This window comes from Acidobacteriota bacterium, from assembly GCA_016713675.1.
Taxonomy (GTDB): domain Bacteria; phylum Acidobacteriota; class Blastocatellia; order Pyrinomonadales; family Pyrinomonadaceae; genus OLB17.
Genome location: JADJOS010000001.1, coordinates 2,733,525 through 2,755,587, shown reverse-complemented (window position 1 = coordinate 2,755,587; position 22,063 = coordinate 2,733,525). Strand labels below are relative to the sequence as shown.

18 protein-coding genes are annotated in these 22,063 nt (G+C 52.6%); 8 read left to right on the top strand and 10 right to left on the bottom strand.

What is annotated here, in order from left to right:
* Positions 1-105 precede the first annotated feature (105 nt).
* Positions 106-888, bottom strand: a complete 783-nt coding sequence (locus IPK01_12650) for a S8 family serine peptidase (protein MBK7934310.1) — start codon at positions 886-888, stop codon at positions 106-108.
* 135 nt (positions 889-1,023) lie between these two features.
* Positions 1,024-1,800 (bottom strand): GAF domain-containing protein, encoded by a 777-nt coding sequence (locus IPK01_12645; protein ID MBK7934309.1) that lies wholly within the window; start codon positions 1,798-1,800, stop codon positions 1,024-1,026.
* Positions 1,801-2,026: 226 nt separating this feature from the next.
* Here IPK01_12645 and IPK01_12640 point away from each other — a divergent pair, with 226 nt between their 5' ends.
* Positions 2,027-3,739 carry a S41 family peptidase gene (locus tag IPK01_12640; protein ID MBK7934308.1) on the top strand — a complete coding sequence of 571 codons (1,713 nt, stop codon included), beginning with the start codon at positions 2,027-2,029 and terminating at the stop codon, positions 3,737-3,739.
* 185 nt (positions 3,740-3,924) lie between these two features.
* Here the strand turns inward: IPK01_12640 and IPK01_12635 are convergent, their stop codons facing one another.
* Together IPK01_12635 and IPK01_12630 are read right to left on the bottom strand one after the other, a co-directional pair.
* Positions 3,925-4,884: a hypothetical protein gene (locus IPK01_12635; protein ID MBK7934307.1), complete on the bottom strand. Its 960-nt coding sequence runs from the start codon at positions 4,882-4,884 to the stop codon at positions 3,925-3,927.
* Between the two features lie 120 nt (positions 4,885-5,004).
* Positions 5,005-7,230: a VWA domain-containing protein gene (locus tag IPK01_12630; protein MBK7934306.1), complete on the bottom strand. Its 2,226-nt coding sequence runs from the start codon at positions 7,228-7,230 to the stop codon at positions 5,005-5,007.
* Positions 7,231-7,458: 228 nt separating this feature from the next.
* On the opposite strand from IPK01_12630, the gene IPK01_12625 reads away from it, so the two are divergent.
* Positions 7,459-10,653, top strand: coding sequence for a M36 family metallopeptidase (locus IPK01_12625; GenBank protein MBK7934305.1), 3,195 nt, complete (start codon positions 7,459-7,461; stop codon positions 10,651-10,653).
* 6 nt (positions 10,654-10,659) lie between these two features.
* On the opposite strand, the gene IPK01_12620 is transcribed toward IPK01_12625, so the two are convergent.
* Positions 10,660-11,364, bottom strand: coding sequence for a hypothetical protein (locus tag IPK01_12620; protein ID MBK7934304.1), 705 nt, complete (start codon positions 11,362-11,364; stop codon positions 10,660-10,662).
* Complete coding sequence (locus IPK01_12615; GenBank protein MBK7934303.1) at positions 11,361-11,636, bottom strand: hypothetical protein; 276 nt, start codon at positions 11,634-11,636, stop codon at positions 11,361-11,363. The genes IPK01_12620 and IPK01_12615 overlap by 4 nt, the downstream gene beginning before the upstream one ends.
* 96 nt (positions 11,637-11,732) lie before the next feature.
* Between IPK01_12615 and IPK01_12610 the strand changes: the two genes are divergently transcribed.
* A complete protein-coding gene (locus IPK01_12610; protein ID MBK7934302.1) occupies positions 11,733-12,671 on the top strand; it encodes an ABC transporter ATP-binding protein in 939 nt (312 codons plus the stop codon).
* Between the two features lie 515 nt (positions 12,672-13,186).
* Here IPK01_12610 and IPK01_12605 read toward each other — a convergent pair.
* Positions 13,187-14,740, bottom strand: coding sequence for an OmpA family protein (locus IPK01_12605; protein ID MBK7934301.1), 1,554 nt, complete (start codon positions 14,738-14,740; stop codon positions 13,187-13,189).
* Positions 14,741-14,862: 122 nt separating this feature from the next.
* Between IPK01_12605 and IPK01_12600 the strand changes: the two genes are divergently transcribed.
* The 5 genes from IPK01_12600 (at position 14,863) to rpoZ (ending at position 19,404) form a co-directional block, all read left to right on the top strand.
* Positions 14,863-16,662, top strand: a complete 1,800-nt coding sequence (locus IPK01_12600; protein ID MBK7934300.1) for an ATP-binding cassette domain-containing protein — start codon at positions 14,863-14,865, stop codon at positions 16,660-16,662.
* Positions 16,663-16,687: 25 nt separating this feature from the next.
* The gene (locus tag IPK01_12595; GenBank protein ID MBK7934299.1) at positions 16,688-17,563 is read left to right on the top strand and encodes a hypothetical protein; all 876 of its coding nucleotides are present in this window, start codon (positions 16,688-16,690) and stop codon (positions 17,561-17,563) included.
* On the top strand, positions 17,560-18,438 hold the full coding sequence (locus tag IPK01_12590) for a YicC family protein (protein ID MBK7934298.1): 879 nt from the start codon (positions 17,560-17,562) through the stop codon (positions 18,436-18,438). The genes IPK01_12595 and IPK01_12590 overlap by 4 nt, the downstream gene beginning before the upstream one ends.
* Positions 18,439-18,532: 94 nt before the next feature.
* Entirely contained in the window at positions 18,533-19,168 is a 636-nt protein-coding gene (gene gmk, locus IPK01_12585) for a guanylate kinase (protein MBK7934297.1), read from the top strand.
* A 5-nt stretch (positions 19,169-19,173) separates the two neighbouring features.
* On the top strand, positions 19,174-19,404 hold the full coding sequence (gene rpoZ / locus IPK01_12580; protein MBK7934296.1) for a DNA-directed RNA polymerase subunit omega: 231 nt from the start codon (positions 19,174-19,176) through the stop codon (positions 19,402-19,404).
* Positions 19,405-19,464: 60 nt separating this feature from the next.
* Here rpoZ and IPK01_12575 read toward each other — a convergent pair whose 3' ends face one another.
* The 3 genes from IPK01_12575 to IPK01_12565 form a co-directional block, all read right to left on the bottom strand.
* On the bottom strand, positions 19,465-19,842 hold the full coding sequence (locus IPK01_12575; GenBank protein MBK7934295.1) for a hypothetical protein: 378 nt from the start codon (positions 19,840-19,842) through the stop codon (positions 19,465-19,467).
* Positions 19,843-19,932: 90 nt separating this feature from the next.
* Positions 19,933-21,657, bottom strand: coding sequence for an electron transfer flavoprotein-ubiquinone oxidoreductase (locus IPK01_12570; protein ID MBK7934294.1), 1,725 nt, complete (start codon positions 21,655-21,657; stop codon positions 19,933-19,935).
* An 11-nt stretch (positions 21,658-21,668) separates the two neighbouring features.
* Complete coding sequence (locus IPK01_12565; protein MBK7934293.1) at positions 21,669-22,004, bottom strand: gamma-glutamylcyclotransferase; 336 nt, start codon at positions 22,002-22,004, stop codon at positions 21,669-21,671.
* Positions 22,005-22,063: the final 59 nt, after the last annotated feature.

The following is a 22,063-nucleotide window of genomic DNA, read 5'->3' as shown; positions in this document are numbered from 1 at the left end:
ACACCTTAGAATTAGGAAACTTACTGACGATTTACCCGAAAAGCACAAATGTAGATTTTTATCGGGTCTGAATTTGAGGTCTGCCTGTAATTCGTGGCAAACCTCTTACGATTTTTCCTGATTCTCTCTCGCGATCGCGTAAAGGGCGGATTTGACCTGAAATGGCGTGAGATTAGGATATCCCTCAACAAAGCGTGCGACGATGCCGACGATGTGAGGGCAGGCAAAGCTGTTGCCCGTAAGGTTACGGTGCCCGCCGCCGGGCCATGCTGTGCGGACGTTGACGCCGGGAGCTGTCAATTCGATCACGTCGCCGTATTTGAACCCGAATTTCAGCGGATCGGTCTCGTCGCTTTTTATCACCGAGACCAGCGAAGACGAAAATACTGACGGAAAGCTCGGCTGCGGCAGATTGTTTGCGGCCGCTACGACAATGCAGCCCGCCTGATACGCACGGTCGAGCATGTCATGGAGCGGAGAAAAGAACTGAGGCTTTGTCGTGCCGAGGCTGAGGTTGATGACCTTATATTTCTTTTTGATCGCGTATTCGAGTCCCGCCAGAAAGACCTGGCCATCACCAAGTCCGCCCGCCCCAAGTACTTTGATACTCGCAAATTTCGCGTCCGGTGCGATCGACGCGATGATTCCCGCACACGCGGTCCCGTGACCCGCCGAATCGCCCGCGGTCGAAGCATCAAAAACCACCCGATTACCTTCTACACGGGCCTCGACCGATTCGATCACCTTACCCGTTAGATCAGGATGCTCGGTCTCGATGCCGCTGTCGACGATCGCGACCGTTACGCCGCGTCCGGTCGCCTCGCGCCAATTATGTCTCGGCGCAAAGTAAGCCGACATCGTCCCGAGAAATTGTGACTCATCAATCATAAGAGTTGGCCCACGAAAAACACAAAAGGCACGAAATATTGGAATTCAGATGGTTGCCGCATACTGACAATTAAATGTTTCCTAAACACTTTCTTTGTTTCGTGATTTTCGTGCATTTCGTGGGCTGATCTTTTCCTAATACTGCAAATAGCTCGTCTCACCCTTTTCGTCCGAGAACCGTACGATCGATTCCAGCAGTTCGCGGCATAATTTGCGCTCGGCGTCGCCTCGGCCGGCGACCTCGCGAAGCAGGACGGCGAGGTCCATCCGTTCGCGGTGCTCGGCGGAATTACGTGTTCCTGCGAGCCAGTCCCGCATGGCCGATAGATCCGATTCCCGTGATTCTGCCAGAACCTTTGTGCTCAGATCGCGAAGCAATTTCGCAGATTCATGTGCACTTACCAGCGACGCGATCGAATCGGCATAGATGGCAGCCGTATCAAGTTCGTCAGACGTAAACGGCGCGAACGGCTGGGAGCCGCTGCGATTGATGAATTCGAGCACGCCTATGATCTCGTCTTTGAACCGCAGCGGCGTCGCCAGGATCGTCTGCGTCGAATAGCCGGTCGCACGATCGACCTCTGCGTAAAACGTGCTGTCCTCGCCCACGTCCGAAACGGCCATCGGCTGTCCTGACATCAAGACAAATCCCGCTATTCCCTTCCCGGCCGGCACATGCATTCCGATAAGCTGATCGGCGACCTTACCGGTTGCCGCGAGGAAACGCAGATCGCCTAATTCGCCTTCGCGAACAAGGACCGAAGCGTCTTCCGAATTCATTTTCGCGGCAGAAACGGCAAGGAGTTCGTTGATCGATGTCGTGATCGGCTCCGTAAGCACGTTAGCGATATCGATGGTCTCGATCAGGCGTCTGAGCCGAACGGTCAGATCATTTGGGCTTTCTTCCGGCATACGGTGATTTTGAATCAAAAATCCGCTTTTATCAAACAGTCTAAAATTCGTTGCGATTTGGCTGGAATCTGTCGGCGATTAGACGTATTATCGCAGCATACAAACCTTGAACCGGCGGATGCTGGGTGCCGCTCGCACCGCCGGATTTTTAATTTTCGAGAGCATCTGAAATGCATTCGCAATATGCCTCGAAGAGTGGTGTGTTGCGTTTTTGCGGGCCGAAATTATGGCGAATATTCGTTCGATCGTTTGTGTTCTTGTGCTCTGCTCTTTTGCCTCGTCGGTCGGAGCACAGGCTCGTTTGCCGTTCGATAAGCCGGCTGAGCCATTTATTCTCAAAAATGGCAGTTCATTCTCGGCATCCGGCGGAAACGGCGGTTTCGACGTTTCCGGCAGTTCAAAGCCCACTCGGATCGCCGCCGAGATCCTCGAAGCGCAGGATATTATTCGCCGCAATCACATCTCGGGCCGAAAGATCACACTGAACGATCTAACTAAGTCCACGATGGAAGGCGCACTGTCGACACTCGATCCGCATTCCACCTATTTCGATCCCGCAGAATGGAAAGAAATGCTCGATGAGGAACAGAGCAGCTACAGCGGGATCGGTGCGTCGATCGCAAATTATGAGATCTCCGGAGACGCGAACACCTATATCGTCGCGGCATTTCCCGGCTCGGCCGCCGCTAAAGCTGAACTCCGATATGGCGATAGGATCGTAGCGGTGAACGGTGAACGTGTCGTGGGCAGTGAGTCCGCCGTCGTTCGCGACAAACTTCGCGGGCCGGACGGCACGATGGTCAAAGTAACTCTCTTGCGTGCCGCAACGAACCGAGAGGAAACAGTATCACTTCGCCGCGGCCCCGTGCCGCAGCCGTCGATACCGGACGCATACATTATCCGTCCCGGCATCGGCTATATCGCTCTCACCGACGGATTTAATTACACAACCAATGACGAATTCAACTCAGCAATGCTTAGGCTGAAGCGTCAGGGAATGCGTTCGCTGGTGCTCGATCTCCGCGGAAATCCCGGCGGAATAGTCGATCAGGCGGTAAAGGTCGTCGAGAAATTTCTGCCGGTTCGATCCGTGATCGTTACACAGAAAGGTCGTTCCCGGCTCGACAACCGCGTTTGGCGTTCGACAAATCCAACTCCCGAAACGATGCCGCTCGTCGTCCTGGTTGACGAAAACTCCGCATCTGCATCAGAGATCGTAGCCGGTGCGATGCAGGATCAAGATCGGGCACTGATCGTTGGTGAGCGGACATTCGGAAAGGGCCTCGTGCAAAGTGTTCTTGACCTCCCGGCTGGCTCCGGTCTGACACTTACAACGGCGAGATATCTGACGCCGGCCGGCCGTTCCATACAGCGTGATTATACACAGACAGGGCTTTACGAATATTTCAACCACGTGCCGACATCTGCTGCGATAGATAAACCTTATTTTGAGGCCCGAACGGTTACCGACCGAAAAGTATTCGGAGGCGACGGAATTTTGCCGGACGAGGTAGTCAAGCTGCCGTCGATGTCGGAACGCCAGATCTCGCTTTTGGATCCGATGTTCTTTTTTGTTCGCGACGCAGCGAACGGCCGCGTCGCGGGGTATGTACCTAGTGGCCGGACCATCAATGTCAGTTATGGAACGCGGATCGAATCCTCGGATCTCCCGGGAAATGCCGCGTTGGTCTCAGCGTTTGAGAGCTATCTGATGTCTCACCCCGAATTCAATATCGCCGGCGGTATCACCCGTACCGAGGCGGCATTTATCGGACTCAGGCTTCGCTATGAGGTCGCAATTGCAAACTTCGGCAGTGTCTCGGCTCAACAGGTCCTCATCGAGGATGACGCACAGGCCGCTAAGGCTATCGAAGCACTTCCCAGGGCTGCTCAACTAGCTCAAAATGCCGCTCGCGTGAAATCTAAACCCGGAAAATAATGCGGTGTGCTCGGCCTGAAACAGAACATGCTTCATAGATCCGGCCGTCCGGATCCTTGATTTACTATGGGTTGCGGACCTTTTACCGGTCCGCCGGGCGATCATATTGACAATTGGTGTGCTAATATTCTCAAACATCATTCAGATGTTCAGAACTCCGAGAAAATGCACTTAATTGCGGACGTTCATCTTTGAAATTCGACCGTCGCACCTTCCGCACCGACGGCCCAGCCGTATTTTTTTGCCATAAAGAGGCCGTAGAGATCTGCCTTGACATTGCCTTCTTGGCGAACCCAGGTTCTTCCCTTGTCTTGCGTACGGAGTATTATCCCGCGGTGGCCGACGATCCAGCCGTTCTTGTCATCCGCAAAATTTACACGTTTGAATGTATCTGTGAATGAGGTATTTATCTTTTCCCACGTCCTGCCGCCATCTTCTGTTCGTATGATCGTTCCGCCGCCGCCGACCGCAAACCCGTTCTCATCATCACGAAAATCCACACTGAAAAGGGCACGCGAAATGCCGGACCGCTGAGTACGCCACGTTGCACCGCCGTCTTCGGTCGCGAGGATCAAGCCCTTGTCACCGACGATCCAACCATGCGAACTGCCGTTAAAATCGAGGTGAAACAGTTCGGCCTTTGTTGGAATAATGATGCGGGTCCATGTGTCGCCACCGTCGTCGGTCTTCATCACCAGTGAATCTATGATCTCGTCGTCCTTGTTGACGATCGAACCGATAGCGAGGCCGCGTTTCTTATCGGAAAATCGAATGCTGATAAGCTCAGGCGAACCATTCTTAAAATCTGTTGACTTGTAGATGCGAGTTTCCTGCCAAGTCCGGCCTCCGTCCTGCGTTATAAAAAGCAACCGGCCGGCAACAAGATAGCCGTTATCTTCGTTTCGAAAATAGATCTCATTAATATTCTGATTGGTGTTGAGAAAATACTTTGTCCAGGTCTTACCGCCGTCACTCGTCGATGACAAAAAGCCCTCGTCGCCCGCCACGAATCCACGCGACGCAGATGTGAAATAGACCGCAACGAGATCGGCTTTGCCGGTCGGCGTATGAGCGATCCAGCCCTGTGCAAGCACACTTTGCCCGCCAAACGCTATGAACAAGACGACCAATACTATATTTCTCAATCTGTTTCTCCTCACGCTATATCGACAAAAAAGGTGATCTTTGACCATTAGGATAATCATTCCACAGTCAAAAATCACCTTATCGGATGAAATTATCGGCTTTTAAGTTGACCTATATATTTACTTGGTGATCTTGTAGACCTTTCCTTTCCAGACAAAGGTAACTTGTTCACCGAGTGCCAAGTACGGTACAACATCACGGTCCGAAGTGATCAACGCAAAGTACTCGTCGCTCGCAAAACTGATCGAAACCGTCGTCAGTTTGAGCTCGGCCGTCCAATCGGCATCGACCCAAACACCGCTGATATTCGTAAAGTTCTTATTAGCAACAAACTGGTTATTCACGGTGTTTCGGAGCACGATCTGCTCCCTTTCATCCTTGTCATCGGCAGCCACGACCTGGGTATTCATCTGCATCGAGTTTTGCTGAGTACTCAGCCTGACAGCACCGGCACCGCTCTTTTCCGCTGCCCGGCTTTGTCCGTCAATAATAAAAGCACCGGCAGTCGGGGCATCCCGCCGAATATTCGTCATCGAACCGTCAGTCGCGAGGTACGACGTATAAGGAGTAACGAGGCCGTATCGTGTGCCGAGGTCGACGACCTCGTCGCGGGTCTCTTTCGTCTCGCCATTATTGCGGATCTGCTCAAGCAGCCAGCCAACGCGGCGGCTCGCCCACAGACGCGGCAAAAAGTTGTTGTCTTCCGCTCGAATCGGAAAATCGAGATTCGAATAGTTGAACGAACGCGTTTCCTTTCCGGCCTTTCCGGTCAATTTGAGCGTGATGTTCTTTAGATCATTGGTGTTCTTGTATCGCCCGATCACCGTCATCTGCATTCCGCGGAAAAGATCGGTGAGCTTTCGCGGGTAGGTTGACTCGGTCAAGACCGGCCCAAAATCGAGTTCGAGGTCTGCCAACACCGGCGACGACACCCGCGAAAAGAAGTTTGACACCTTTATCTCGAGATCTTCCTTGGGCTGAACGTAGTCTGACATTCCCGAGTTCTCGGCTCCGATCCTATCGAGCAGCGTCGTATTCACGTCGTAACCGAAACCGAATGGAAATATCCGCACGTCCAGGTTTTTGGCGTTTTTGAGATTCGAGACTATCCGCTCAACGTTCGTCTCACCAACGGTTGGCAAACCGTCGGTCATAAAAACGAGCATTTTCGGACGGTCGCCTTTTTCAAACTGTTTGAGCGACGCGATCAACGAGTCGTTGATATTCGTGCCGCCGGTCGGCTGCAAACGGCTGACGAATTCCTCACCGCGTTTCTTGCCTTCAGCGTTCGCCGCGATCAGTCCGCGTTCCATCAAATGCTCTTCGCCCGAGAAATTGATTATGTTGAACCGGTCGCCGTCACGCAGCGTCCTGACGCCAAAAAGCAGGGCTTTTCGGGCCTTGTCCATTTTGCCTTCGTCCGCCATCGAGCCCGAAGTGTCGAGTACAAAAACGATGTCTTTGTTGACGAGTTCCTTTTCCGAGATATTGTCCTTTGGCGACAGCATCAGCAGAAAATAACCGTCCTTGCCCGGCTCTCGATATGTCACAAGCGACATCCCAAAATCGCCCGAGGAGATGCCGTAAAATAGCTGAAAATCGGTATCATTGCTCTTCGTCTCGAACGAAACGCTGGCTGCGGTCTCACCTTTTCGTTTTGTATCGATCTGATGGGTCGGCGAATAGATGTTTCGCAGAGCCTCTCGTCCGACGATCTCGATCGTGCCCGAAACTGTGCCGAACTGCTGCTGGGTACGGACACTCCTGTCAACGTTCTGCCGCCAGACATTTCGTCCTGTGCCGAGAGGATAACGATATGCAACAGTTCCTGATTCGGCCTTCAGGATCTCGGTATAGGTCAGCTCAAGTTTCTTGTCAGAATTTGGTGGAATTGGAAATATCGATGCCTGAAACAGGTCTTTGCCGGCGTATTCGAGCAAGCCGGGATCACGCTGCCGCCGGACGATCTCGTCATAGATCCGTCTTGCTTCTTCCTTAGAACGAACCTCGCCAACCAATTTTTTGCCGTTTTCCCAGATCGAAAATTCGACTATCGATGCTGTCTCAGGAATTGGGAAAAAATATGTTCCCTCGAGTGTATACTGCGTATCGTTGCGGAATACCTGTTCGACGTGTGTCGTCGCCACCTGGCCGTTGATCTTCGTATCAAGCTGAATCGACTTGACCGGCAGTGCATTCGGCAGTGGAACCGGCCGCGGCATCGGCCGGCAAGGCCTTCGATCACAGACTATCGGCACGATCACACCCTGAGCCGAAACTCCCAACGCCGAAAAAAGCCCTGCAAAAGCAACGCAAAAAACAGCTGCAAACGATCTGAACTTCATATTTTATCTCCAAGATCTAAGATAAAGCGCTTCACAATACGCTTGTTTGACACTTAAAGGAACGTACGGCGTTGTACGTTCTTGCAATTTTTTGGCGAATTAGTTTGCGAACGGCCGTACCACGCGTGATCAAAAAAACAATTGCGTCAAAAATCGACTTCGTAATAAGATGTTGACAGTCAAAAGATCATTTCCAGGCATTTCTTTCGGGTTATTTTGGAGGAGCGAATGTTACCATTCCGGTTTTCGCGAAAATTTCGTTTTTCGATCGTTGCCGTATTTACCGCCGTATTGACCGTCAGCATGATCGTCTTCGATTCCTCGGGCTCGCGGTTTGAGGCGAGTCTGACCTCGAGGGCCGCTTCGTTCGACGTTGGCCACGCTCGCCGGTCACCGAATTACGACATCCGCGAAGACAACTCCGCCGCCGCTCAAGCCCATCGAGCGTCAGCAAGGTCTGCCGTCGGCAAAACGCCCGCTGAATTGGCCGAGATCGGAAACTCGATCGATCGCGGTGCCGCTAGTCTAACCGCGAAAGCTCCTTACGCAAAGATCGAATTTAACAGCCTTTACCATTCGCCCGCAGTGATCGGGACGGATACCTGGGCCGCATCAGCCGAGTTTCTCTCGGGCCCTTCCGGCGGTTTGCGAGCCGAAACGCTTCGCCGGTTTGTCAGCCAAAATAGCGAGCTATTCGGCATCGATCACCGCCAAACCGAAACACTTGTAAGCTCTCACGAATATTCAAATCCCGACGGTGTTCTCTCATTTGCCGGCCTCGAGCAACGAGTTAACGGCATTCCCGTCTTTCAGGGCGAGATAAAGGCCGGCTTTACAAATGACGGCAGATTGATCCGCGTGATCAACGGCATCGTTCCGGGGGTTGAGAGCGGCTCGATGTCTGCTGATTTTGGCGAACCGATCAATGCTGTGAGATCCGCTGCCGGACACATTGGACATTCGCTAAGGCCCAGTGACGCAGAACTTGATAAGGAGCGTTCGAGCATCAGCAAAATCGTTTTCGGCCGGGACGATTGGGCGACGACGGCTGAAAAATTCTATTTTCCGACCGAGGCGGGCGTTGCCGTTCCGGCTTGGCGGGTATTGTTTTGGCTTCCTCACACCGCATATTATGTGATCGTCGATGCTGCGAACGGCTCGATGCTCTGGCGAAAAGACCTTGCTGAGGACCAGTCATTAACGGCAACGTTCAATGTCTACGGCAATGCGACGAGTCCGCTGAAAACGGCCGACAGCCCGACGCCGTTCTCGCCCGGCTGCACGGATCCAAATCTATGTCCGTCTCCGCCTGTTGTACAGCGGTCAAATTTCACTCTCGTCGGCAACGAAGCACCGGAGCAGTTCAACGATATCGGTTGGATCCCCGACGCGGGACTTCCGGTCCGAATGCCGCCGAATCCAAATATCACCGACGGCAACAACGTCGAGGCAGGCCTTGACCGCGACGGCACACAGGGCGTCGATCCGACCGGCCACGCTGTCGGCGATCCGTTCCGCGTTTTCAGTTACGTCTATATTCCGGCTCCGGGCGATCCGCCCCCGGGCGAACCGCCGTCTGGAGCTGCCTATCGAAATGGCGTGATAACGCATGGCTTTTACGCTGTAAATCGCTGGCACGACGAACTGTATAAACTCGGCTTTACCGAACAAGCCGGCAATTTTCAGCATTTCAATTTCGGCCGCGGCGGCAGCGAAGGCGACCGCGTTTCGCTCGAGATCCAGGATTCGTCGGGCTCGAACAGCGCCAATCATGCTGTTCCCGCAGATGGCGGCCGCAGCCGACTGCAAAGTTTCCTATGGACCTTGTCGACGCCTAACCGCGACGGCACGCTTGACAGCACCGTCCTGCTGCACGAAATGACCCACGGCCTGTCAAACAGGCTGCACGGAAATACATCAGGGCTCAGCTCGAATATGGCCCGCGGTATGGGCGAAGGCTGGTCCGATTTTTATCCTCTTGCATTGCTCTCGCTGCCGACCGACGCACCGTGCGGGACCTATGCTATCGGCAGTTACATCACGTTTGGCATCGTTCCCGGAACGGCTAATTACTATTACGGCCTTAGGCGTTATCCCGTGGCAAAGATCAGCTGCCTCGGCCCCGGAGCTTTGCCGCACAACCCGCTCACGTTTCGTAATCTGAACGTAAATAGCTGCACCAACCTTCCCGGTTCGTTTCCGCCGGGGCCGTTGGGCTCTGGTACATGTGATCAGGTCCATAATGCAGGTGAGATATGGGCAGTGACGTTGTGGGAAGCTCGTGGTGTTTTGATCGAGATTCACGGAGCCGTAGAAGGCAACCGCCGAATGCTGCAATACACGACCGACGGAATGAAGCTCTCGCCTCTAAACCCGACATTCCTGCAGGCCCGCGATGCAATCATCGCAGCCGCTCAGGCGAGCGGCGGCACTGTGGATGCGAACGCGGTTCGCGAAGGTTTCAGGCGGCGCGGCCTCGGATTTAGTGCATCGATCCAGGCGATCACTCCGGCGGCAGTGACCGAGGCGTTCGACCTTGCCCCGTCGCAGATCCGTTCGCCGTTCGATTTTGACGGCGACGGCAGCACTGACATCTCGGTTTACAGGCCGTCCGAAGGCAATTGGTATCTTCAGCGAAGCACACAAGGATTTGCGGCCGTTAACTGGGGCATCGCAACGGACAAGGTCGTACCGGCCGATTATGACGGCGATTTCAAAACGGACATCGCCGTTTTCCGCAAAGGCGAGAACAGCACTTGGTACATCCTCAATAGCGGCACAAATACGGTGCGAATTCTTCAGTGGGGAGCAAACAACCTGGAACAGGCGATCTTGTTCGATACGGTCACGCCGGCAGATTATGACGGCGACGGCAAGGCAGACCCAGCAGTCTGGCGTTTGACCGACGATCTTGGCGAACCTGCACGATTTCTGATCCTGCAAAGCTCGAACGGGCAGGCCCGTGTCCGTCAGTGGGGACTCTTATCAGACGTTCCCGTTCCGGCCGATTACGACGGCGATCAAAAAGCAGACCTGGCAATATTCCGGGCGGCTTCGGGTCAATGGTGGATAGAAAAGAGCACAAATTCGTCGTTGAGTGTTTTGCAGTTCGGTACGTCGGGCGATAAGGCGGTTCCGGGCGATTACACCGGCGACGTGAAGGCAGATATAGCCGTCTGGCGGCCGACAAGCGGCGAATGGTTCGTGCTCCGGAGCGAGAACAACAGCTACTTCGCGTTCCCGTTCGGCATTTCGAGCGACCTTCCGGTTCCCGGAGATTATGATGGAGACGGAAAATATGATGCCGCCGTATTCAGGCTGTCAAATTCGGTGTGGTATGCGAACCGTTCAACTGCCGGCATCCGTATTCAGCAATTCGGTCTCAACGGTGATATGCCGCTGCCGAATGCCTATATTAGATAGAACTTCCTAATTCTGCGGGTCGTCCGCTGACAGTGCTCCGTCGATGTCTTTCTCGAGCTTGAGGCGGAGTTTGTCGACCAGCATGTCCGACTTGGTCAGCGTCAGGGCAATATTCGCCCGCGTCGCCTGGATCTCAGCCAGCAGCGATTCCAGATTGCGGCGTTCCGAATCGAGTGATTTCTGCCGTAATTCTCGGATCTCTTCGGGTTTCATCGAGCCTGAGAAGATCGACGAACGCGAGATCGCCTCGGGCCGAAGGTCGCTCGCGATCTGATCCAGCCGTGTCTTGACCGAGTTTTCCTTTTCGATCATTTCAAATAACTGTTTTCTAAGCGATTCGCTTCGCTGCTCGGCACGCGTCAGGATGTCGAGGTTGAGCAGCAAACGTTTCTGCTGTTCATCGTACTCGTTTGTCCGGGCGGCCTCTAGTTTTTTGATACGGGCGTTCAGATCTTTGATCTTCTGCACATTCGGATCAGCGGGCGTATCATCCTTTTTGTCCTGCTGAATGACCGTTCCGGGCTCAAGCAAAACACGGTCGTCGGCACGGCTGATTATCTCAGCATCGCCGATCGGAGGCGTCGGTGTCGCGACCGGAACCGCCTTTTTCCCCGTCTTTTTAGGACGTGTCTGTGCCTCAGAAAACGAAGAAAATGCTGCCGTCACTAAAAGCACAGCTGCGAATACCTTAAGAACACTTGAAACTTTCATATCTTCTTCACTTTCTGTGTACGCTGTTTATCGGGGATAAAATCGCCGCGAACTATCTCGACCGCATTCTTCGCCAAGCCGACGAACGGTATCGCGTCAATGCCCGAATTGACGAGTCCATTTACCACGCCTTTGTTGCGGATGTCGCTGCCGACCAGTACCGCCGCAACGACCGTCCCGCCGAACGGCACCATCTTCGCGACGCGTTTTGCCACTTGCCAACCGCCGGCATGCACCAGCTTGCGTTTTATCGAATGCTTTTTTTCAGCCATCGTGTCCACAGTTTAACCTTGCAATAATCCGATGACAAAAGCATACTTTTGTTTGCACGAAAAACAAGCCGGAAAGTTGCGCATAATACCCAAATAATGGCACTCAAGATCGAGAAACTCTCAAAACGGTACGACAATAGATGGGCTCTTCGCGATGTCGAATTGGATGTTGCCGAAGGCGAGATCTTCGGCATTTTCGGCGGTACTGCGTCCGGCAAGACCGCTTTATTACGCGTCATCGCGGGAATTGAAAAGCCGAACGGCGGAAGCGTCAATTTTGACGGCAACGGCATTTCGTTTGCCGAGATCGAACAACCGTCGGGCGTCACTTCGTTATTTCGCCGCAAGAAAAGCGATTCTTCGTCCGGCGAAGAACGCATCGCCGCATTTCGCAATTCGATCGCAGAGCACTCGGGCCTGATCCTTCTCGATGAGCCGTTTTGCGGCATCGACGCTGTCGAACGCGATCGTTTGATCAACGAGCTCCAAACAGCAAAGCAGAACGGTTCGACCGTGATATTTGCCTCAAACGACTTCGAACAGATCGCCGCAGTCTGCGATCGCGTGGCCGTTTTGGTCAAAGGCGAGGTCGCCCAGATCGGTTTTCCGCAGGAAGTGTATGAGAATCCGGCAAGTTCCGCCGTCGCCGCCATCGTCGGCCGAAATAACCTTTTCACAGCCCGTCGCCTGACCTCGACAAATGCCGATCTGCCCGAATTCCAAACCATCGAAGGCAGCCATCGAATCGTCGCCCAACCGACCGAAAAGGCCGCATTAGGTGCCATAAATCAAAACGTGACCCTAGCCATTCGCCCCGAACAGGTCTCGATCTCATTCGAAGCCTCATTTCCCGAGGACAATATCCTAAAAGCCGTCGTCACCGCGATCCGATTCCTTGGCCCGACGACAATCATCGAACTCGACGCCAACGGACTCCGCCTCGAATCCCGCGTCTTCCGCATCGTCGGCCTCACCGTCGGCGAACAATGCATGATCGCCATGCCCCCGCATCGGATCCAGGTGCTGAAAAACTGATCTCGTCGAATCGAGAGTCGACGACCAACCCTTAACACTTAAAGGCCATCTTTCGAAATATTCAGACTGCCATGGCAGCCAAAGCCGCGTTGTGCTTTGAGAAAATTCTCTATAACGAATACGGACGTTATTGCGGCGGTTGGGCTCGATGGGTGCGAAGCCGGTCGCCGTTGGGATGTTGGGGATCGCTCTTTTTAATGGGAATGTTGGAAAGCGGTGGGATTTTTCTCTTATCTGGACAGCAACGACATCAACGGCGGCCGGCGACAGTTTTCGAGACGCGATTTTTGTATTGTCGCAAGGCCGCTTTTTATTGTCGCTGACCCCGTTTTTTACTGTCGCAAGCCCCCTTAAACATTGTCGCTAGCCCCCTTAAAAACTGTGGCAGAACGCACTTTTACTGCATTTTCATCAATTTTGTTGATGAAATTGTGGTACGTACCACAATTTGAACTTGTGGTGAACATTACACGTTTGGTTTCCCCCCAAAAACGTGTTTCATCGATCAAGACCGTCTACTGCAAATTAAGATCGAGGATAATATTCACCCGCCGGTTCTTTGCCTTGATCGCGGCGGTCGTTCCCTGAGCGACGGGCAGAGTGCCTCCGTAGCCCTTGGCGGTCATACGGTTCTCGGCGACGCCGAGCGATGCGAATTTATCAAATATACGGCGGGCCCGAGTATCGGTCAGTGTCTGAAGCGTCTCGGTCGGGCCGGTGTTATCAGTATGCGATTCGATGCCGATAACGTAGTCGGGGTTATTCAGCAAAAGCTCGGCGAGGGCCGTCAGCTTGCCGTCCGACTGCATAGCGAAGGTGCCCGTTCGAGTTCCCTGCCACAGGGTCTCGGGCAAGACCAGCACGATCGACCTATCTACCCGCGAAACGACGCCGTAACGTTTTAACGCGTTCATCAGATCGGCTTCGGCAGCCTTTATTTTCGCGGCTTTTGCCTCTTTGTCGCGATTCTCCTGAATCTGTTGCTTTTCGTTCTCAGCAGCCTGAAGTCGGGCCTTTGCGGTCTCGGCCTCGACCTTAATGCGGCCGAGTTCTTCGCGAAGCCTGCCGTTTTCATCCCTGAGGTCGCGGAGCTGATTCGAATAGTTCATCGCGTCACGTTCGGCCAGTTCCCGGCCGCGTGTTTCACGAGCGAGTTCGGCCTTTAGATCGTCGATTCGGTTTTGAGCATCGGTAAAACGGGCCTCACTCTGCCGTGCCTCGGCGTCAGCACGTGTCTTTTCGTTGCGCTTTTCACGGGCTTCTTTTCGTACCGCTGCAGTGTTCTCCGCTTTAACGGCCGCACTTATCGATTGACGAGCGGTGATATCTACCGACTCTTCCTGACGGCCGGCTTTCCAGGCATTTTCAGCGTTCTCAAGCAGCGTTTCCGCCTCGGTCAGCTCGGTGGTCGCATCGCGTTCGGCTCCGGCGAAACGGGCGAGAGCAACGGCTTGTTTCGCCTGCAGAATGGTCGAGGGTGTCCGTGAATAGTCTAATTCTGCGATCTCCGGAGTTCGCGAATCGCGAAAGAAATCGCTCGAATTGCCAAAATACTGCACAGCCGATGTGGTTGCCACTGCCTTGCCGCTGAGTGTATACGGATTGAGATTCTCGAGCATTATCGTCTGGCTCGGCCTACGAACAAGGAAATGCGGTTCGGCGGTGATGATCAGAGCAAATGTTTGCAGCGGCGTAGTGACGCTGATCTTCGAATCGAATTCGAAGAATCCGCGGCGCTTGATCTCGCCCATATTATCGACCTGCCCGTCCGGCGATATGGCCCATAACACGTACGTCGCATAGCCGGCTCCGAGTTCGAACGGCCGCGGCATTTTTGAGACCGATACCTCGACCTCAGTACCGTTTCGGCTCGTCCGCTTGATCCTGGCTTCGCCTTTCATTCGCGGAAACCGCGTTGTGCCCCGAAACTGCAGCATCACGGGCTCATCGAGCGGATATGTGACCGCCGTCGTCCGTCTGGCGACATCGACCTGACCGATCGCCGCTGACGACATACCGATCGCAAGCAGCAACGACACGAACAGTATTCGAGCGATAGATCTCTTCATAATTATCTCCGTTAAGCGCAACTCAGTAAAAAAGATGCCATAATTTATCGAAGAGTTGCAAACGAACCGATTTTGGACAGACACCACCCAACTGAAGTATATTCAACTCTTTACGCGAAACGATGAGCGATCTCAGACGGCTTTTAAATTACGTACGGCCTTACTGGCTGATGTTTACGTTTGCGCTTATCGCAATGTTCTTCGTCGCGGTTTTTGAGACGGCGACGGGTGCTTTACTCGTCCCAATATTCAATCAATTTCTGCCTAGTCCGACAAAATCAAAGACTATTTTCGACCTTTCCGGGATCGTGCCGCTTAACGATTGGTTCCGTGCCTGGCTTATCATATGCGGAATGCTGCTCAGTTTTTCCGTCTTGAAAGGCATTGCGGGTTACTTCTCGACCTATCTGATGGCTCAGATCGGACAGATGGCGATCCTCAGGCTCCGGCAGGAGCTGTATGATCACATACTTTGCCAATCCGCATCCTTCTTTGAAAAGCACCGAACCAACTTCCTCGTTTCCCGACTGGTCGTCAGTTGTGCGGCAATAGAATTCGCCGTCTCAGGAAATCTCCGAGATGTACTGCGCGAGTCATTCATGCTGGTTTTCTTTTTCGGCGCCGCATTCTACTTCAATTGGCGCCTGACGCTCGGTGCGATGGTCATGGCTCCGATCGTCGCATTAATGACGGCCGATATTAGCCGCAGACTGCGGAAACAGGCCGTTATCAACGTAGAAGGGAACAAATCGCTTTCAGATACTGCCCAGGAAGCGATCTCAAACCACGCGATCGTCACCGCGTATTCCGCTGAGGAACGCGAAAGATCCCGCTTTCATAAGGTCGCGATGGTTATCGCAAATGCAAATCGCCGTTCAGGCCGAATTGCTTCGATCGCTCCTTACATGATCGAGATGGTCGGCGTTATAGCCGTGGTGGTGTTCTTGTATTTCGGCTTGCGGGAAATAAACGAATCTCGTATGGATGCCGCTCAGTTCTTTACGTTCGTTTTCTTTCTCCTTCGGAGTTATGAGCCGATGCGAAAGATCTCGCGTCAGCACAATGAGATAACGAAAGCGTTTGCGGCTGCTCGGGATGTCTGGAGCATTCTGGATGAAATTGATGTCCTGCCTCAAAAGAAGGACTCTGTTGCGTTGTCGGCTTTGAGCGACCGGATCTCGATAAAAAATGTGTCGTTTCATTACCGCAACGGCCGGAAGAAGATACTCCAGGATATCGACTTAGACGTCGAACGAGGTTCGATGGTAGCCCTTGTTGGCGAGAGCGGCGGCGGCAAGTCGAGCCTGATAAAGCTGGTCCAACGGCTCTATGATCCCACCGAAGGATCGATCGAATGGGACGGAATCGACTTGAGGGATGCGTCTCTCCTCAGCCTCAAGAAACAGATCGCGTTGGTCACGCAGGAAACGGTTCTTTTCAACGACACGATTGCCTATAACATCTCGTACGGCGATCCGGACGCCTCGCAGGAAGATATTAGACAGGCCGCCAAGATAGCGTTCGCAGACGAATTTATCGAGCAATTGCCCGATCAGTATGAAACGATCGTCGGCGAACGCGGTACAATGCTCTCCGGTGGCCAGCGCCAGCGTATTGCGATCGCACGCGCAGTATTGTTGAACGCTCCTGTACTGATCCTGGATGAGGCGACCTCTGCTCTCGACACCGAAAGCGAATCAATGGTTCAGAAAGCACTCACGAATCTGACCCAAAATAAGACTTCCATCGTGATCGCTCACCGCCTTTCGACGGTCAGGCAGGCGGATAAGATAGTGGTGATGGAAAAAGGGCGGATCGTTGAAACGGGTACGCATGAAGAACTGCTTGCCCGCCGCGGCTCGTATAAAAGACTATATAAAATGCAGTTTGCCGATGGTGATCTGCACCGGACAGACGCCTGAAAGCGCCGACGGATCGACGCATACGATGAACACTAGGAAACTTAGAAAACGGGCGAAAGAAGCTTTGTTCGCCGTCGAGCAGAAGTTGGATCGTGCCCGCTCGTCCGGACGGAACGGCCATTTTTCTAATTTTGGCGAACAAGAGATAATCACAAAATACATTGATCTGCTTAAGATCGCAGAACATGACCGAACGATAGTTGATATCGGAGCCGGCGACGGTATCAGGAAATCTAATTCGTATAACCTCGTATTAAATGGCTGGAAGGTTCTCGGTATCGAATATGACAGCCGAAACGCGGCAAAACTAGCGAGAGCATACAGATTCTTCCCTGATGCATTCGCATGTCGGTTCAAAGTGAGTTCATCGAACATCAACGATCTTCTGCGTTCATATTCGATCGAGAAAGAACTTGGAATCTTGAGCCTTGATATTGACGGCTGTGATTATTGGGTTTTGGATTCGATATTATCTGAGTTTCGTCCGCGTTTGATCGTATCGGAATATAATGAAAAGATACCGCCGCCTGTCAGGTTTGTGGTCAATAACGTGCCGGATTTTACGCTGCGGCACCATTTTTTCGGATACAGATTGTCAAAGTTGAAAGATCTCCTTTCGAAATACGACTATGTTTTGCTCGAGATCGAGTACAACAACGTATTTTTGGCTCCGACCGAGATCGCCCGAGAATTGAGCATCGACATCGAACATGCTTATCAAGCGGGCTACGTCGAGCGTCCGGACCGCCGGGGAAAATTCAAGGCAAATGACAATATGGAGCTGCTTCATAGTTTGAGTCCGAGTGAAAGCCTGGAATTTCTCGCCGATTTTTACTCTCAGTATATGGGTCAATTTCAGATCGATTTGGATGATCGAGAGACTGAAAAAAAGGAATTATGAGATCAATGACAGGATTTGGCCGGGCGACGGTCACGGGGAAGAATCTTTCGATAGCGGTCGAGCTCAAGACGGTGAATAACCGTTTTCTCGACGTAAACCTGCGTTTGGGCAGCGAAGTGCAACAGCTTGAATCGACGATCAAACGCCTCATCGGCAACCGTTTGTCGCGCGGCCGCGTCGATGTGAATCTGAACTACGACCGTACGGAGGAAGTCGCGTTCGAGCTAAACCGGCCTGTTATTACGGGCTTTCTCGCGGCGATGAAGCAGATGAAGGACGAATTCTCGCTCACCGGCGAGCCTGACATGAACGTCATAGCCAAACTGCCGAACGTTTTCAGCACCAAGAAGGAGGACCCAACTGAAGAGTTCCTCGCCGGCATCGAAACGGCCTTCACGCTCGCTCTCGATGATCTCGAAAAGATGCGTGACAAAGAAGGCGAAATGCTCGAAACTGTCCTCGAAGGCAATCTCGCGGCGATCGAACAATACCTCGAACCGATCAAGTCCGAGGCCGCGAACATAGCTGACGAACATCGAATCCGCCTAAACAAACGCATCACCGACATGCTCGCCAAAAGCGAATCGCAGATCGAGGTCGACCAGACACGCCTCGCCCAAGAGGTCGCGTACCTTGCTGACCGAGCCGATATCTCAGAGGAGATCGATCGTCTGACAACGCACATTGAGCATTTCCGAACCATAATCAAGGAAACCCGCGACGTCGGCAAACGCCTCGATTTCTTAACGCAAGAGTTAAACCGCGAAGCAAACACGATCACTTCAAAAACAAACAACATGATCGTCAAAGAAAACGCCCTCGCCATAAAGAGCGAGATTGAAAAGATCCGCGAGCAAGTGCAAAATGTTGAATAGTTAGTCGCGGAAGTCCAGGAGGCCTAGGAAGTCGCACACTTTCTTACCGCCCTTCCCAGACTTCCCGGACTTTCGAGACATCCCAGACTTTCCTATGACCGGACGATTAATTATTATCAGTTCACCATCAGGCGGCGGCAAGGGATCGCTTATTAAGGAAGTGCGCTCGATGCTGCCGGACTTGGGTTATTCTGTTTCGCACACGACGCGGCCGCAGCGGTTTGGCGAAGAGGACGGGCGCGAATATTTTTTTACGACAAAGCAGGATTTCGAAAGACGAATTGCTGGCGGCGATTTTCTCGAATACGCCAATGTCCACGGCAATCTATACGGCACATCGCTTCGTGAGAGCCAAAAGGTCTTTAACACCGGACGAGATCTGATCGTCGAGGTCGATGTTCAAGGAGCTATCCAGATCTCAGAGAAACTGCCCGAGAGTATCACGATATTTATCCTGCCGCCGTCGTTCGAGGTTCTAAAGGCCAGACTCACGGCTCGCGGCACCGAGGGCGAGGGCGAACTTCGGACTCGACTCAGGAACGCGTTCAACGAAGTCCTCGAATACGAAAAGTTCAAATACGTGATCGTAAACCAGGATCTTGGCACCGCCGCACGTCAGATCGCTTCGATCATAAACGCCGAGCGCCAGCGTCTCGATAGACAGTCCGACGCTATTCGTGATATCCTTGATAGTTTCGATACGTCGAAAGCTGAATTTCAGGGAGAATAGTTTATATGGCCGAAGAAATTGAAAACATCGAGGGCGAAGAAGCAGAAGAAATTATCGATCCGCCCGCGATCGATTCGAAATACCGCATGATCATCCTTGCCGCTCAACGCAGCAAACAGCTCCAACGCGGAGCCATCTCCCGCGTCGACCTCGACATGCGCAAAACCAAACCAACACGCATCGCGATGAAGGAATTCCAGGAAAAAAAGGTAAACTTCGAAATCCTCGAAAACTAATTGAGTTGTCAAATATCTAGTTGTTAAGCCGCCGCGATTGGCGGCTTTTTATTGAGCATTTTAGTTCTTGGATTCCAACCTTCCACAGTAGATTGAATAATTACTCAGACTGTAAGTTGACTGATAGCTCAGAACGATTCGATTTGAGCCATTTTCGAATTCCATTTGTTTTGGATAGCGGTGGGACAAATCAACTTCATTCCAGCCATTCTCCGCTGCCAACTGTTTTTCAACAATCCGCCTAGCTACTTCGAAAGACAGGTCCGATCGGTACTGGTATGATAACGATACTTTCTGATCATCAATTCCGCCTTTCGAAAGAAAGATAAACTCATCCGGCAAGCGCACAGCCAGACAAACTTTATTCAGTTCGGTTAATTCCGCCGAGTTGCTGATCGCTTCGTCTGTAGCACGGGTTTGGTTCTCACGATATTTCAACTCCAAATCTCGAGGCAAGCAACCCGAATCGAGAAGTGCCGAAATAATCAGAACTACAAAAATTGCGGGGAGCGACCTTCGCATAAAATACTACATTCCCTTGTAATTTGGCCCGCCGCCGCCTTCGGGTGTGACCCAATTGATTATCTGATAAGGATCAGCAATATCGCAGGTCTTGCAGTGTACGCAATTTGAGAAATTGACCTTGAGCTCGCGGCGTCCGCTCTCAGCATTTTCTTCCATTTCATAGACCGCAGCCGGACAAAAACGCTGGCATGGATTACCGTATTCCTCCGTACAGCGGGTCGCACATATCTCGGTATCGAGGACATGCAGATGCGACGGCTGGTCTTCATTATGAGCGACGGCACCGTAAAAAACGTCGGTAACCTTATCAAACGTCAGTTCTTTATCGAACGGTACATTCGAATAGCGGGCCTGCTTCAGATGATCGGACGGCCCAAGCCCGGACTTTCCGTCACTTCGCTTCTGCATTCTCTCGTGGCCGGCGACGTGATGCTCCTTAGGCATAAAGCCCCATGCTAAGCCGTTCGTCAGGAACTGTAGTCCGGTGTTAAAAAGTGCCGACCAGCGGCCTTTTTGGAACGCACCATGAAAATTGCGGACCGGCTGCAGCTCGTCGTATATCCAGCTTAGGTTTACCTTCTCTTCGAAATGCTTGAGCGTTTTCGAAGTAAAATCCTTATGCTCAAATGCTCCAATTATCGTCTCGGCGGCGAGCATTCCCGATTTCATCGCGGTGTGAATGCCCTTGATGCGCTGCCCGTTTAGGAATGAACCTGAATCGCCGACGATCAGCACGCCGTCGGCGTACAGTTTAGGCATTGTGAAATAGCCGCCGGCATTGATCGTCTTCGCTCCATATTTGATCATCTTGCCGCCCACGAGTACCTCGGCGACCTTTGGGTGCGTCTTAAACTTCTGAAACTCGGCATGCGGATCGATCATTGGATCCTCATAATCAAGCCCGGTCACATATCCAATGCTGACGACATTGTCCTTCATTCCATAGATCCAACCGCCGCCGTAAGTCCTTGTGTCAGAGGGAAATCCAAGTGTATGAACGACCTTGCCCTCCGGAAACTTTCCCGTTGGCAGTTCCCAAAGCTCCTTGATACCGAGCGAAAACACCTGCGATTCCTTTCCATGATCGAGGCCAAGACGAGCAGTTATTTGTTTGGCCAAGGATCCGCGCGAACCTTCCCCGAGAACTGTCACTTTCGCGATGAGGTCGACTCCCGCCTCGAAATTCGGTTTCTGTTTGCCGTCTTTGTCGATACCCTTGTAGCCGGTACGGACACCGATCACGGCATCGTTCTCGTCGTACAAGATCTCGGCTGCCGGAAATTCGGGGAATATGTTGATGCCGGCCTCCTCGCATTTTTCACCGAGCCATTCGCAGACTTTGCTGAGGCTCACGATATACTTGCCTTTGTTCTTGAGCGGCGGCGGAACGAGCGGTGCATTGATCCCCTTCTTTTCAGTCAGATACCAAAACGCATCTTCCGTTACGACCGAATCGACGGGACAGCCTTGATCAAGGAAATCAGGCATCAATTCGCGTATCGCCTTAGGGTCCATCACGGCACCCGACAAAATATGGGCACCCACAAATGAGCCTTTTTCGACGATCGCGATCTCAAGTTCCCCGACCTTATTACCAAATTTGAGGCCTTTGTCGATCATTTCGTCGTGCACCGCTATCTCTTTCTTTAGGTGTAATGCCGCCGCCAGATTTGCCGGCCCGGCACCGACAAAAACCACATCCATCTCGATCTGTTCGCGTTCGATCATAATTTATTCGTTTATGCCACTAAGTAGATCCACGCCTCTTTCCCCGACGCGAGCATCACCTCCGCTCGGCGGTATTCGGCCGGTTCATACTCGTCAACCTGTAAAAGTTCGTCGTATGTAACTTCAAACACCGTTCCCTCGACGATATCGGCCGGATCGCTTGTTTCGACAAGGGTCTGTTGCCGCTTGTCCCCGCCGCCCGACAGAAAACCGGGGTCCGTTATCTCGATCTCACTACGCCTAAAGCCATTCAATATATCCGGATTTCCAACCAGCCGCCGGCCGAACAACTCGTTCTGCTCACGGCTCTCACGCAGTGTTCCGTACGAAAATAAATACTCCGCCATCTCAATAATGAATGACCATTCAGTTCGCTCAAAAGTATATCAAATCAAAGGCAGAAACA